General features: G+C 59.6%; 12 protein-coding genes and 1 tRNA gene. 6 read left to right on the top strand and 7 right to left on the bottom strand.

The annotated features are described in order from the left end of the window. Nucleotides 1–63: 63 nt before the first annotated feature. The 4 genes from olsB (at nucleotide 64) to tsf (ending at nucleotide 3,569) form a co-directional block, all read left to right on the top strand. Nucleotides 64–825, top strand: coding sequence for an L-ornithine N(alpha)-acyltransferase (olsB, locus tag AC5STI_RS04255; protein ID WP_495445703.1), 762 nt, complete (start codon nucleotides 64–66; stop codon nucleotides 823–825). Beyond that, the gene (gene olsA / locus AC5STI_RS04250) at nucleotides 822–1,652 is read left to right on the top strand and encodes a lyso-ornithine lipid O-acyltransferase (protein ID WP_495445701.1); all 831 of its coding nucleotides are present in this window, start codon (nucleotides 822–824) and stop codon (nucleotides 1,650–1,652) included. Before olsB ends, olsA begins: the two co-directional genes overlap by 4 nt. Nucleotides 1,653–1,840: 188 nt before the next feature. After that, complete coding sequence (rpsB, locus tag AC5STI_RS04245; protein ID WP_475052000.1) at nucleotides 1,841–2,614, top strand: 30S ribosomal protein S2; 774 nt, start codon at nucleotides 1,841–1,843, stop codon at nucleotides 2,612–2,614. A gap of 79 nt (nucleotides 2,615–2,693) precedes the next feature. After that, a complete protein-coding gene (gene tsf, locus AC5STI_RS04240; RefSeq protein ID WP_490397464.1) occupies nucleotides 2,694–3,569 on the top strand; it encodes a translation elongation factor Ts in 876 nt (291 codons plus the stop codon). A gap of 500 nt (nucleotides 3,570–4,069) precedes the next feature. On the opposite strand, the gene AC5STI_RS04235 is transcribed toward tsf, so the two are convergent. Together AC5STI_RS04235 and aroQ are read right to left on the bottom strand one after the other, a co-directional pair. Further along, nucleotides 4,070–4,825 carry an autoinducer binding domain-containing protein gene (locus AC5STI_RS04235; RefSeq protein WP_490397465.1) on the bottom strand — a complete coding sequence of 252 codons (756 nt, stop codon included), beginning with the start codon at nucleotides 4,823–4,825 and terminating at the stop codon, nucleotides 4,070–4,072. Next, nucleotides 4,822–5,271, bottom strand: coding sequence for a type II 3-dehydroquinate dehydratase (aroQ, locus tag AC5STI_RS04230; RefSeq protein WP_495445700.1), 450 nt, complete (start codon nucleotides 5,269–5,271; stop codon nucleotides 4,822–4,824). The genes AC5STI_RS04235 and aroQ overlap by 4 nt, the downstream gene beginning before the upstream one ends. Before the next feature lie 274 nt (nucleotides 5,272–5,545). On the opposite strand from aroQ, the gene AC5STI_RS04225 reads away from it, so the two are divergent. Beyond that, entirely contained in the window at nucleotides 5,546–6,757 is a 1,212-nt protein-coding gene (locus AC5STI_RS04225; RefSeq protein WP_495445699.1) for a serine hydrolase domain-containing protein, read from the top strand. Between the two features lie 68 nt (nucleotides 6,758–6,825). Beyond that, the gene (locus AC5STI_RS04220) at nucleotides 6,826–7,689 is read left to right on the top strand and encodes an acyl-CoA thioesterase (RefSeq protein ID WP_495445698.1); all 864 of its coding nucleotides are present in this window, start codon (nucleotides 6,826–6,828) and stop codon (nucleotides 7,687–7,689) included. A 331-nt stretch (nucleotides 7,690–8,020) separates the two neighbouring features. On the opposite strand, the gene AC5STI_RS04215 is transcribed toward AC5STI_RS04220, so the two are convergent. The 5 genes from AC5STI_RS04215 to pdxH all read right to left on the bottom strand — a co-directional run bounded on the left by AC5STI_RS04215 (nucleotide 8,021) and on the right by pdxH (nucleotide 14,270). Further along, nucleotides 8,021–11,665: a vitamin B12-dependent ribonucleotide reductase gene (locus tag AC5STI_RS04215; protein WP_495445697.1), complete on the bottom strand. Its 3,645-nt coding sequence runs from the start codon at nucleotides 11,663–11,665 to the stop codon at nucleotides 8,021–8,023. 725 nt (nucleotides 11,666–12,390) lie between these two features. Then, nucleotides 12,391–12,467: transfer RNA gene (locus AC5STI_RS04210), tRNA-Pro, on the bottom strand. Nucleotides 12,468–12,510: 43 nt separating this feature from the next. Beyond that, complete coding sequence (locus AC5STI_RS04205) at nucleotides 12,511–12,987, bottom strand: DUF192 domain-containing protein (protein WP_495445696.1); 477 nt, start codon at nucleotides 12,985–12,987, stop codon at nucleotides 12,511–12,513. A 4-nt stretch (nucleotides 12,988–12,991) separates the two neighbouring features. Beyond that, nucleotides 12,992–13,531: a cold-shock protein gene (locus tag AC5STI_RS04200; protein WP_495445695.1), complete on the bottom strand. Its 540-nt coding sequence runs from the start codon at nucleotides 13,529–13,531 to the stop codon at nucleotides 12,992–12,994. A 133-nt stretch (nucleotides 13,532–13,664) separates the two neighbouring features. Then, the gene (gene pdxH, locus AC5STI_RS04195; RefSeq protein ID WP_475051979.1) at nucleotides 13,665–14,270 is read right to left on the bottom strand and encodes a pyridoxamine 5'-phosphate oxidase; all 606 of its coding nucleotides are present in this window, start codon (nucleotides 14,268–14,270) and stop codon (nucleotides 13,665–13,667) included. Nucleotides 14,271–14,319 lie beyond the last annotated feature (49 nt).

Here is a 14,319-nt window from a genome sequence, read left to right as displayed (position 1 = left end):
ATGCCGCGCACTCTTTGCCCCAAGGGCAGGCTGCGCTCAAGCCGAAACATGCAAGGAAGCCGTATGCAAGACCGCGCCCCGGAGTTTTCCGTGAAAATCGCCGGCACGGAGGAAGAGCTGCGCGCCGCGCAGGCTTTGCGGTATGAAGTGTTCGTCCGGGAACTGGGCGGCGGTGGTGCGATGGTGGATCACGAGGCGGGACTTGAGCAGGACCGGTTCGACCCCTTCTTTGACCACATGCTGGTGACCGATACCTCCACGGACATGGTTGTCGGCGTCTACCGTTTGCTGCGGGACGATCAGGCGGCCAAGGCCGGGCAGTTCTATTCCGAGGATGAATACGATCTGAGTGTTTTGAAAGCCTCCGGCCGCAGGCTGCTGGAACTTGGGAGGTCCTGCCTGCATCCTGAATACCGCGGCGGGATGGCGATGTTCCACCTCTGGTCCGGGCTGGCGGAGTATGTCGAGGCGCACGGGATCGAGGTGCTGTTCGGTGTGGCGAGCTTTCACGGAACCGATCCGCAGCAGCTGGCCAATCCGCTGGCGATGCTGCACCACAACCACCTGGCACCAACCGAGTTGCGCGTGCGGGCGAAATCCTTTCAGCCTATGAACTTGGTTCCCAAAGCAGACCTGGACCGCAAACGCGCGATGCTGGACACGCCCGCGCTGATCAAGGCCTATCTGCGGCTGGGCGGCTTTGTCGGTGAGGGCGCCTATATCGACCATGCGTTCAACACCACAGATGTCTGCCTGATCCTGGACACCGCGCGGATGAACGAACGGCAGCGCAAGATTTATGCTGGGGGGCGGGGAAGGGAATGAGCGTCAGCTGGCAGAGCGAGGAGGCTCCGGACCCGGTCCGGATCAGTGCTCTGGGCTGGTGCCTGGTGCTGTTGCGCGGCGTGCCGCTGGCGCTGCTGGTGTTTGGCGGCCTCCTGCTGCTGCTGGCCGTGCGGCTGGCAGAACGGCCGCTATTCGGGCTCCAGCGGCCGGTCACGCCGTTCATCACCCAGTTTGTCTGCCGCAATGCGTTCCGCCTCATGGGGATCCGCTACAAAACCCGCGGCACCCTGATGCGCCAGCGCGGTCCGGTCGTCGCCAACCATTCTTCCTGGCTGGACATCTTTGCCTTGAACGCGCGCAAGCGGATCTATTTCGTGTCCAAAGCCGAGGTTGCCGGATGGCCAGGGATCGGCTGGCTGGCGCGCGCGACCGGCACCGTGTTCATCGAGCGCAATCCCAAGAAAGCCAGGGAGCAGGCAGACCTGTTCGAGCAGCGCCTGCGCGCCGGGCACAAGCTGCTGTTTTTTCCGGAAGGCACATCAACTGATGGGTTGCGTGTTTTACGTTTCAAAACAACGCTTTTCGCTGCCTTTTTCACAGACCACCTGCGCGACGGCCTGCACGTTCAGCCGGTTTCCGTGGTGTATCATGCGCCCAAAGGAGCGCCCGCCCGGTTTTATGGCTGGTGGGGGGATATGGACTTCGGCCCTCACCTTCTCAAAGTTCTGGCCGCCCCGCGCCAGGGAGCAGTAGAGCTGATCTATCATCCGCCGCTGAAAGTGGCGGACTTCCCGGACCGCAAGGCGCTGGCCGCCAGGGCCGAGGAATTGGTGCGCAGCGGTCATCAAGAAGCCTTGCAGGCTTGAAATTCGGGGCAGGGCGCCGATTTCTGCGGGACGGTACTTGTCAGCTGACAATAACTGCTCTATAGGCGCGCATACGAACCCGCAGGCGGGGTTTGGCCTGATCAGGGGAGACATCCCTGACGGACCCCCGGTTGGAGCTTTTGCTCTGAACCCCCGCCGAGGATAGAAACCGGAAAGGAAAGAATAGCATGGCTCTTCCCGAGTTCACCATGCGTCAGCTGCTGGAAGCTGGCGTTCACTTCGGCCACCAGACTCAGCGCTGGAACCCGCGCATGTCGCCGTTCATCTACGGCTCGCGCAACGGCATCCACATCATGGACCTCACCCAGACTGTTCCGATGCTGGACCAGGCGCTGCAGGTTGTCCGTGACACCGTCGCCAAAGGCGGCCGCGTCCTGTTCGTCGGCACCAAGCGCCAGGCAGCTGGCCCGATTGCCGAAGCCGCTGAGAAATCCGCTCAGTACTACATGAACCACCGCTGGCTGGGCGGCACTCTGACCAACTGGAAAACCGTTTCCCAGTCGATCAACCGCCTGAAGGAAATCGACGAGAAGATGTCCTCCGGCGCCGAAGGCCTGACCAAGAAAGAGCGTCTGGGCATGGAACGCGACCAGGAGAAGCTGCAGGCCTCCCTGGGCGGCATCCGCGAAATGGGCGGCGTGCCGGACCTGCTGTTCGTCATCGACGTGAAAAAAGAAGCACTGGCAATCGCCGAAGCCAAGAAACTGGGCATCCCGGTTGTGGCTGTTGTCGACACCAACTGCTCCCCCGACGGCGTGGACTTCATCATCCCGGGCAACGACGACGCATCGCGCGCCATCTCGCTGTACTGCGATCTGGTGGCCCGTGCGGCTCTGGACGGCATGTCGGCTCAGCTGGGCGCAGCAGGCGTTGACCTGGGCGCGCTGGAAGAAGCACCGGCAGAAGAAGCCGTTGCTGAAGAAGCAGCCGCCGAAGCCTGATCCGTCCTGTCACGGAACTGACATGCGGGGCAGGGTATCACCTGCCCCAAATCCGTTTTTGAATTGAGGAGAGCCTAAGATGGCAATCACTGCAGCAATGGTGAAAGAACTGCGCGAATCCACCGGCGCAGGCATGATGGATGCGAAGAAAGCACTGGTCGAAAACGACGGCAACATGGAAGCCGCCGTTGACTGGCTGCGCACCAAAGGCCTGGCGAAAGCCGCCAAGAAATCCGGCCGTACCGCTGCTGAAGGCCTGGTGGCCGTGGTCGTCGAAGGCGGCAAAGGCGTTGCGGTTGAAGTGAACTCCGAAACCGACTTCGTTGCCAAGAACGGCGAATTCCAGGAAATGGTCGCAGGCATCGCCAAGGCCGCTCTGTCCGCAGACGACGTCGAAGCGCTGAAAGCAGCCGACCTGGGCGGCAAGTCCGTCGAAGCAACCCTGACCGACAAAATCGCCACCATCGGCGAGAACATGTCGCTGCGCCGCATGGAGAAGCTGGAAGGCGAAACCGTTGTGTCCTACGTGCACAACGCGGCCACCGCCGGCATGGGCAAGATCGGCGTTCTGGTTGCCATGAACGGCGGCGACGAAGCGATCGGCAAGCAGGTTGCAATGCACATTGCCGCCGTGAACCCGGCCGCTCTGTCCGAAGCCGACCTGGATGCGTCCGTTGTCGAGAAGGAAAAGCAGGTCCAGATGGACATCGCCCGCGAGTCCGGCAAGCCGGAGCAGGTGATCGAGAAGATGATCGAAGGCCGCATGAAGAAATTCGTGGCTGAATCGACCCTGCTGAACCAGCAGTTCGTGGTGAACCCGGACCTGACCGTGGAAGCCGCGGCCAAGGAAGCTGGCGCCACCATCACCGGCTTCGTCCGTGTGGAAGTCGGCGAAGGCATCGAAGTCGAAAAAGAAGACTTCGCAGCAGAAGTGGCCAAAGCCGCTCAGGGCTGATCAGCACTGCTGACACCTTTTATTGTTTTGACCGGCGGGTGGCTTCCATCCGCCGGTTTCTTTTTATCGCATATAGCTAAGGCTGCGGCAGATCCAGGACTGGCGCCGGATTGCCGCCGCATTGCCAGGTTACGTCGAAAACAAGCTGTGCTGCAGGTGAGGGGCCCCACTGATGGGGATGGATGGAGCCCCTCTGATATCCGGGATAGACGCGGACCAATACGCGCCTATACCCGACCAGGTAGGAGAGCCTTGTAATCGCAAGGGTCGATACCCAAAGTTCCTTGGCCAAAGCCACCACTCACGGAACATGTGCAACATGCAGTGAATTACCCTTTAACGGTAGTACAGAATTCCTTACTTTTTGATGCTAATTGGCGTCTAGCGCTTTAGCGCATCAGGTATTTCTCCGGCCCGTGCTACAGGGTCAGAGCTATCCAGAAAAAGGCGAATAATTTCATAAAGCTGCTTCAGCCGCCTCAAACAGCCCAGACGTGCAATTATGCGTCGACAACGTACATCTGATTGTGCAAGGCGGCCTTCAAAACGGCCTGTGCAGTCGTCTCAACCGACAAAGAGGCGCGCGCAAGACGGAGGTGTTTTTCAATCGTAGCGGGTGTTAATCCCATTAAAAGCGCAATATCTTGTGTGGTCTTACCGTCGCCGACCCATTGCAAGACTTCCCGTTGCCGCTTGGTCAGGCTGCGGTTTGGTGCGGCATAGGGCAGGGTAAGGATCTTCAGATGAGCGACGTTGTTCATCAGCACAATGTCCTCACCGCAGTCCGCCCATACCGCGTCAACCTCATCCTGGGTCATGCCGGGTTTAGCCGCAAGCGAGATCGCGCCCTTGTAGCGGTTCGAGGCCGAATGAAAGCTGATCGTGTACCCGGCTGTCATGTCGAGCCTCTGGTTGAACTCGTGCACCTTTCTGGCCTCCGGTGTCAACGTGCCGGTTGCTGCCATGTCCTGGACAATGCGCCAGCTGCCGGCGCCCTCATTGTCCAGCGCCCATCGGAGCATAGGTGCCGACAAATACAGCCCCTTGTGCAGAAAGCCGTTCAGATACTCGTTTTGGTGATTGGACAAGATGACAAAGTCCTCGGGATCTCCCAGAGAGGTCTCCGTCTTGAACCGCGTGTGTCCGTAAATCAGCCGGTCAAAACCGAACGAGGCCATTTGCCTCACATGCTGGTGCCACAGCACCTCCAGGCTCTGAGCCCCGCAAACGAAGTTCAGGTAGTCCTTGAACGTCATGCCGGCCCAGCCGCGTTCAGATGTTCGGCCAAGGCATCGAGCGCCAAGAGATAACCTTTGGCACCGAAGCCGCAGATCTGACCCAACGCTGCCTTGGCGATATAGGACGTGTGCCGGAATGGCTCACGTGCGTGGATGTTTGAAAGATGGACTTCAACTGCCGGAATTTCCACGGAAATCAGCGCGTCCATCAACGCAATGGACGTGTGCGTATAGGCCCCGGCATTCAAAATAATCCCTTGGTGCACGCCTTTGGCGGCGTGAATGGCGTCGATCAGCGCGCCCTCATGGTTGGACTGCAGGCAGGCAACATCAAACCCAAGCGTCTTGCCGTGTGCCTGACAACCCTGTTCGACCATTGGCAAAGTGACGGACCCGTAAACGTCCGGCTGCCGGGTGCCGAGCAGGTTCAAATTCGGGCCGTTCAATACCAGAATACTCTTCATCAGATGAAATTCCTTGCTGTCCTTCTCCTTGAACTACTAAGACAATTTTCGGCGAAATGCGAATACACAAAGGGATGCGAATATGAAAAAACGCTGCGGGAATTATTTGTGCGCATCACGCTCCTGATTGCGCGGTTTGCTGGCAATGTGAAAAAGCATTTCACCTCTTGCCAACACATAACCCCTTGCGCGACTTTCACCCGGCCGGGCGGTCAAGGCTGCACGCCTTGAGTTTCCAACCGGTCCGAAAATGGCTCAATACAGGAGAGCGGTGATGCAAACTGACCGGTTCGAACGGATCAAGTCCTGGCAGCAACGCTATGTGGATAAACGGAAATATCCTGGAAGCGCTCTTCTGATCAAGAGCGGCGGCCACGAGGTTTTCAGTCATTCAACCGGCCTGCGGAACGTTGAGGACGAGCTGCCGTTCACCCGCGACACCCTGGTGCGGCTCTATTCGATGACTAAACCGGTGACGTCGGTGGCGTTGATGATCCTGCTGGAACGGGGATTATTCCATCTGGATGCGCCTATTAGTGATTTTCTGCCCGAATTCAGTGACATGCAGGCGTTGACACTAGGTGCTGGCAGCATCAGCCAGACGGAACGCAGCCCGGTGCCTACGCTGCATCAGCTGCTGACCCATACCAGCGGGCTCAGCTATTCCTTCAATCCCGGGCTTCTTCCAGCGGCAATGGAGCGCGCGGATCTTATGTTCAAGCCGGACCAAGGCAGCCTGGCCTCGATGGTGTCTCGCCTGGCGGAACTGCCGCTGGCCTTTCAGCCCGGGACCCGGTGGGAATACTCGGTGGCAACCGATGTGCTGGGCCGTATCGTCGAAGTGGTCTCCGGAAAAACCCTGGGCCAGTTCTTTTCAGAGGAGATATTTGAACCGCTCGGCATGTGCGAGACCGGCTTCCAGGTGCCAGCCGGGGCAGGGAACCGGTTCGCCTCTCTCTACACACCGCTGGCCGGTGACGCCATGGCGCTGAACTCAGCGGAGACTGGAACCGAAAGCTTGCGGCTGACGGACAGCTGGGAAAAGTCGCCGTTTCAGAAGGCAACGATGCACTCCGGCGGCGGCGGTCTGGTCGGAACGCTTGACGACTACATGAGATTTGCAGAAATGCTCCGGCTCCGGGGAAGATGCGGCGACGGCTTTATTGTCAGCCCGCAAGCCGCTGATTTCATGATGCAAAACCATTTGCCGGGTGAGATCGCGTCAATGGGACCGCAAAGCTTTGCGGAGCAGCCGATGGAAGGTATGGGCTTTGGCCTCGGCGGTGCCGTAGTGCTAAATCCGGCCCGGGCCCGCTGCCCCGGTTCGGTTGGTGATTTCAGCTGGGGCGGCATAGCCTCGACGTTTTTCTGGATCGACCGGCAGCTGGATCTGTCAGTGGTCTTTCTGACCCAACTGGCGCCGTCCAGCTCTTACCCGTCGCGGCCGGAACTCAAAGCGTTGGTGCAAAGCGCAATCACGGCATGACTTCCAAGCGCCGCGTTTCCGGCTATGATGAGCAGCCTGAGATGACCCGACCATAGAAAGCGCTGCAAATGACAGATACCGCCAAGGTGCTGCTCGATCTGCTGGATCTGGAGCTATTGGACACCAACCTTTACCGCGGCTCAGGCTCCGGCGGTGAAACGCCGACGCGCATTTACGGCGGTCAGGTGATCGCACAGGCATTGGCCGCGGCTTATGCCTCTGTTTCCGGACGCTTATGCCATTCTCTTCATGCATATTTCATCCGTCCGGGCGATCCGTCCAGGCCCGTCATTTACGAGGTTGATCCAGCCCGCGACGGCGGCAGCTTCACCACGCGCCGGGTTGTCGCCATGCAGAACGGCAAGCAGATCCTGAACCTTGCAGCATCGTTCCATGCCCAGGAAGACGGCTGGCAGCATCAGCATCCGATGCCGCCGGTTGCAGGGCCTGAAGGCCTGGAGCCGCGCCATGAAATCCTGCTGCGCAATGCTTTCCGGGTGGATCCGGCCAAGCGAGGCGAGTTCACACGACCGCGGCCGTTTGAGATCCGCGAGGTTGAGCCGCGCGATCCTCTGGCGCCCGAGGAAACCAGTGACGTCAATCACATGTGGATCAGAATGGAAGCAGCCAAGGACGCCGGGCCGGAACTGCAGCATATCCTTATGGCCTATGCATCGGATTTCGGTTTGCTAGGTTCATCGATGCGGCCGCATGGGCTGACGTTCCACAAGCCCGCCGCCATGACCGCCAGCCTGGATCATGCCATGTGGTTCCACGCGCCGGTGCATTTCGAGAACTGGCATCTGTACACAATGGATGCGCCATTCACCGGCAGTGGCCGAGGTTTTAACCGTGGTGCTATCTATACGGAGGACGGGCAACTGGTCGCCAGCGTCGCGCAAGAAGGTTTACTTCGGCCTTTAAGGTCCTGATTGCTACTCTAAAATATTCGGATGGCCGTGTGGGTGCAATGCCGCCTGAAGCAGCTATTATATAACATAATTCTGATTATAAGACTGCCCGATTACCCACCCAACCAGCCCAAGATAACCAAAGAAAATGGCTTCCTCTGCGACAGAGGAAGCCAGTTATCACCGGTCAGGCTCCTTCATTGACTGCCCGAAAGTATTTTCTTACCTGGGCCATCCCGGTGTTCAGAACAGGCGCACCCATTCCGGATCTCGTGCAAAGCAGGTTCGTCCTGCTTCAGTTTACTTGTTTGCGGCGCCGTCGGGGGTATGCCGGCGCCGCAGGCAGAGGTCCTCAGCTGCAGCCGGAGGTGCCCCCGCAGGTGTTGCATTTCATGCAGGTGCCGTTGCGCACCAGCGTGTAGTTGCCGCATTCGCCGCAGGCTTCGCCCTCGTATCCTTGCATTTTTGCCTTGGTGCGGGCATCCATTCCGCCAGTGTTTTGCGCCGGTGCCTCAGTGGTTTCCGGTACCAGCGACTGCAACGCTGAAACCGGATCGGTGCCGGTTCCCAGGATCCCCGCATCTGTCTGGCCGCCTTGCAGCACCACCAGTTCCTGCGGCAGACGCTTGCGCAAGTAGCCGGTCGAGGAGATTTGCTTGAGCACTTCCAGAGACCGCGTTGCGGCGCTTTCGCTCAGCTCGGAGACGTTCGACACGCCTTCTTCCTCGCCGCGGCCCAGGTCGTCGAAAGTTGCGCCCTCAGGCTTTACATGAGCCAGATCAGTGCGGTCCAGATAGCTGACTGCCAGTTCGCGGAACACGTAGTCGAGGATCGAGGTCGCATTCTTGATCGAGTCGTTGCCCTGGACCATGCCTGCGGGTTCGAACTTGGTGAAGGTGAAGGCGTCGACGAATTCCTCGAGCGGCACCCCGTACTGCAGGCCGACCGACACCGCGATGGCGAAGTTGTTCATCATCGCCCGGAAGCCAGCGCCTTCCTTGTGCATGTCGATGAAGATCTCACCGAGGTTGCCGTCCTCATATTCGCCGGTGCGCAGGTACACCTTGTGGCCGCCAACAACCGCCTTTTGGGTGTAACCCTTGCGCCGCTGCGGCATCTTGGTCCGGTGCGATTTCAGCACCTCCTTGATGACCACTTTCTCGACGATCTTCTCGGCCAGCACCGCGGCCTTCTCTTGGGTCGAGCCGCTCTCCAGCACCTCCGCCGCGTCGTCGTCATCCTCCACCAGCGCGGCCGCCAGCGGCTGGCTCAGCTTGGAGCCGTCGCGGTACAGCGCGTTGGCTTTCACCCCCAGGCTCCAGCTCAGCTCATAGGCTTTCTGGCAGTCCTCGATGGTGGCCGAGTTCGGCATGTTGATGGTCTTGGAGATCGCACCGGAGATAAAGCTCTGGGCTGCCGCCATCATGTAGATATGGCTGTCAACGCTCAGGAAACGCTTGCCTTTCTTGCCGCACGGGTTGGCGCAGTCAAAGATCGCGTAATGCTCTTCCTTCAGGTGCGGGGCGCCTTCCAGGGTCATGGTGCCGCAGACGTGGTCATTGGCTGCGTCGATGTCCGCCTTGGTGAAGCCCAGGTGACGCAGCAGATCAAAGGTCGGATCATTCAGCTTGGGCGCCGGGATGCCCAGCACGCCGGTGCAGAAATCTTCACCCAGGGTCCACTGGTTGAACACGAACCGGATGTCAAAGGCCGATTCCAGTGCCGCGTCCACCTTGGCAAGCTCATTTGGACCAAAGCCGTGACCGGCCAGCGAGGTGTGGTTGATGCCCGGCGCATTGCCGATGGAGCCGTGGCCCACCGCATAGGAGACGATCTCCTCGATCTGGGCAGAGCTGTAGCCCAGCCCCTCCAGCGCCGACGGCACCGAGCGGTTGATGATCTTGAAGTAGCCGCCGCCAGCCAGCTTCTTGAACTTCACCAGCGCGAAGTCCGGCTCGATCCCCGTGGTGTCGCAGTCCATCACCAGCCCGATGGTGCCGGTCGGTGCGATCACAGTGGTCTGTGCGTTGCGGTAACCGTGCTTTTCGCCGAGCTCCAGCGCCTCATCCCAAGCGCTGGCCGCCAGATCGGTCAGCAGCGCATCCGGGCAGCTGGCGATGTCCAGCGGCACCGGTTTCACGGACAGCGACTCATAGCCGTCTGCGTTGCCCTTTGCAGCATTTCGGTGGTTGCGGATCACCCGCAGCATGTGGTCTGCGTTTTTCGCATAACCCGGGAAGGCACCCAGCTCCGAGGCGATCTCGGCGGAGGTGGCATAGGCGACACCAGTCATCAGCGCGGTCAATGCACCGCAAAGCGCCCTGCCCTCGTCCGAGTCATAGCCGTAGCCCATGTTCATCAAGAGCCCGCCGATATTGGCATAGCCCAGGCCCAGGGTGCGGAAGTCATAGGAGCGCTGCGCGATTTCCTTGGACGGGAACTGCGCCATCATCACCGAGATTTCCAGCGTCAGCGTCCACAGGCGGCAGGAATGCATGAAATCATCCGCCTGGAACAGCCCGTCCTTCAGGAAGCTGAGCAGGTTCAGCGACGCCAGGTTGCAGGCAGTGTCGTCCAGGAACATGTATTCCGAACAAGGGTTTGAACCGCGAATCTCACCGTCTTCCGGGCAGGTGTGCCATTCATTCACGGTATCGTGGAACTGGATGCCAGGATCGGCGCAGGCCCAGGCCGCATGGCCGACCTTCTCCCACAGGTCACGCGCCTTCACGACCTTGGCAATCTTGCCGTCTGTGCGGTTGACCAGCTCCCAATCCGCGTTCTTTTCGACCGCGTGCAGGAAGGCGTTGGTCACCCGGATCGAGTTGTTGGAGTTCTGCCCGGAGACAGAGCTGTAGGCCTCCGAGTCCCAATCGGTGTCATAGGTCGGAAACTCGATCGAGGTGTGGCCCTGCTTGGCGTAGTCCAGCACCCGCTTGATGTAGGTTTCCGGGATCGCCACCTTTTTGGCTTCGCGGATCGCCGACTTCAGCCCGCCGTTGACCGCCGGGTCATAGGCGTCGGCCTCTGCGCCGTCCCAGCTGCGGATCGCCTCGAAAATGCCGTTCAGCATCTTCTCGTGCATCTTTGAGCCTGCGACGATCGACGCGACCTTCTGCTCTTCCAGAACCTTCCATTCGATGAACTGTTCGATATCCGGGTGATCTGCGTCGACGATCACCATTTTTGCTGCCCGACGGGTTGTGCCGCCTGATTTGATGGCGCCCGCCGCGCGGTCGCCGATTTTGAGGAACCCCATCAGGCCGGAGGATTTGCCGCCGCCGGACAGCGGCTCGCCCTCGGCGCGCAGATGAGAGAAATTGGTGCCGGTGCCGGAGCCATACTTGAACAGGCGCGCCTCGCGCACCCACAGGTCCATGATGCCGCCGTCCTTGACCAGGTCATCGGACACCGACTGGATAAAGCAGGCGTGCGGCTGGGGATGCTCATAGGCGCTGTCCGACTTGGTCAGCTTGCCGGACTTGTAATCGACATAGTGATGGCCCTGCGCCGGGCCGTCGATGCCATAGGCCCAGTGCAGGCCGGTGTTGAACCACTGGGGCGAGTTCGGCGCCGAACGCTGGGTCGCCAGCATATAGCGCATCTCGTCGTAATAGGCGCGCGCGTCCTCCTCGGAGGAGAAATAACCGCCCTTCCAGCCCCAATAGGCCCAAGCGCCTGCCAGACGGTCAAACACCTGCTTGGAGGAGGTCTCGCCGCCGAGGACGGCGCCATCGTCGGGCACAGAGCGCCACAGGAACTCCGGCACGCCCTTTTCGCGGACCTTCTTCAGGCGGGACGGCACGCCGGCCTTGCGGAAATACTTCTGGGCGATGACGTCGCTGGCAACCTGGCTCCAGGACGCGGGAATTTCGATATTGTCGAGACGGAAAACGATGGTCCCGTCCGGGTTGCGGATTTCCGAAGTGGCCGAGACAAAGGCCAGATCGGCATAGGCATCCTGTCCGGGTTTGGTGAATTTCCGTTCGATCTTCATGCTTTGCCCCTTCTCAAGCACTCATCGTTCATGTGTCGCGGTGCCCCCGCACCAATCTGCCCCGGCTGCAGAACACACGAACATTCCTGTGCACGCCGCATTTGGCGTACCCGAGGCCCTCGCCGGCCGTTCTTCCCAGGACTGTGTGCTGTTTTCAGCGTTGTTGCTGCGGCTCCAAAACCCACCAGATCTAGTGCCACCGCAACCGGTGAACACAATTTGGCGTATTCTGACACAAGGGGTCAACGTTAAATTTACGTCTTGGAAAGGATCTTTGCTGTTGACGCTTTCTACGCTTTGCAGGGTCCGCCAGTGCGATTTGATTCATCCACAGGCGGTCACTGTTTCAACTCATTCAGTACACTAGGCAGTGACCTCGAATTTCTATTGTCAGGCGAGTGACTTGCCTCCTTGGCTTCTGAAGACGCCAGCACCGAAAGAACGCCCGCCAGAGGATTCTTCGGCCAGTACAGGAGACTGCAGCCGCCTAAGTGAGTTAACGGTGACCTTATCGTGACTTAATGCCCTTCCCCTTACGGCACCCGCACCGCAGTTAACAATCTGATGCGCCTTCGCGCCAATTGATTAAGGAAGCCTTAACAAGGGATTAAGGAAGTATTAACGCCTTAGGTTGCGCTAGCGCCTAACGACTCTCCATGCGCGCGAAACGATTCCCGGCAGGCCGCGCTGCTGCGAAAGATTCGCTGAGGTTTTATGATGTGGAGTGGTCGGGGCGGCGAGATTCGAACTCACGACCCCCTGTACCCAAAACAGGTGCGCTACCAGACTGCGCCACGCCCCGGACCGTGCGCCTTCCTATCTCCGGCGGATTGATTTGAAAACCCCTAACAGGGCCAAACTGCGCCGCTACCGGAAAAAATTTTGTGCCGCATCTGGCTGCCGGCTGAGATGCCATAACTGCGGGCGAGCCCGCCGTTAATTTCAAGCACCGCAAACACCTGGTCGCCGCCGGGGATCGGTGTCAGATCGCCGGGCACTGCGTTTTCGTGAACAGACGTCACCTGTCCCCATTCATCCAGAAAGATGATGTCCAGGGGGATCAGCGTGTTCTTCATCCAGAAGGCGGCCGGTTGCGGCTGTTCGTAAACAAACAGCATCCCTGCCCCGCGCGGCAGATCTTCCCGGAACATCAGCCCCTTTGCCCGTTCGGCCTCGCTGTCGGCGATCTCGACGTCAAAGGCTGCCTGTCCCCAGGCGCCGCGTAGATAGACCCGGCCCGGCGCGCAGTCCGCTGCCAGCGCCGGGGCAGCAATAAGGGTCAGGGCGGCGCACAAGCTCAGCTGAACCAGGCGCCGTCTCATGGTGTCAGTCCGTCGCGCCGGGCTGAAGCGCGGCTTCCCAGGCCAGCACTTCTACCGCCATGCGGCCGCGCTTGCCGTCGATCACCCGCATCGCCAGCGCTTCGCCCGGCTGCAGATCGGCAAGCCCGGACTGGCGCAGAACCTCGACATGCAGGAATACATCCTCGCCGCGGCCAAAGACATTGGCAAAGCCGAAGCCCTTGCCCTTGTCGAACCATTTGACCCGCGCCGGCTCCAGCGGTTCACTTTGAAGGCTGTCCATGTCCAGCTCGGCGAAATCGCTCAGCACCGGAGTGTCGTCGCGTTCCGGCGGCATGATGGAAAGAACCTCAACCGCCTGAACACCGCGGCCGGTCTGATGCGTTACAATTTCGATCCTTGCCCCGTCCGCGACAGAGCTTTGGCCGAAATTGCGCAGCACATTAACGTGGAGAAGAATGTCCGGACCGCCCTCGTCAGATACGACAAACCCGTAACCTTTGGCCGGGTCGAACCACTTCACCAGCCCCTGAATCTGATGCAAGCTGCTGAGATCTTCTGCCACTTACTTTTCCCACCACGTTTTATTATTTTTGATGAAGCTCTGATGCGCGATTCTGACCTTGGATTTCAAGCTAAAAAGTCTTGAAATTGTCATGAAACTGCTATTGACCCTAGGTAAACGTTAACTATTTCCATCACGGGTTTAGCCGCAGAATTTCCCATTCTGCGGTGCCCTCTTTGCGACGCCAGCGAAACCGGTCATGCAGCCGGAATGCGCCATCAGCCCAAAATTCGATCTCAACAGGCGCCAGCCTGTAGCCGCCCCAGAATGGCGGCCTCTCCGGGTTCGGCCCCTTCAAAGCCGTCACCTTGGCCACCTCCGCCATCAGCGTGCCGCGGCTGTCCAGGGGCTGCGATTGTTTCGAAGCCCAGGCGCCAAGGCGGCTTTTGAGCGAACGGGACCTGTAGTATTCGTCGGCCTGCGGCCCGTCCTCGCGGCTGATTGTTCCGCGTACCCGGATCTGGCGGCGCAGAGATTTCCAGTGCATCACAAAAGCGGCCTTGCCTGCTTGATCCAACTCCTGCGCCTTTGCACTTTCGTAGTTCGTGTAAAACACAAAGGCACCGTCTTCGATTTCCTTGAGCAGCACCATCCGGGAATTGGGCAGACCGCTTTCGTCCACCGTGGCCAGTGCAATGGCGTTGGGATCATTAGGTTCTGACTGCTCCGCCTCCGCCAGCCAGGCGCGGGCGATTGCAAACGGATCGTCGCCTGCAAAAATTCCGGAACGGTCGGACATTGTGCACCTCATCGTGGGGTTTCGCTGCAACCTATGCAGCTTCCTGCCC

The organism is Leisingera sp. CC-HEC096 (genome assembly GCF_059429235.1).
This window is presented reverse-complemented; position numbering and strand designations above follow the sequence as displayed.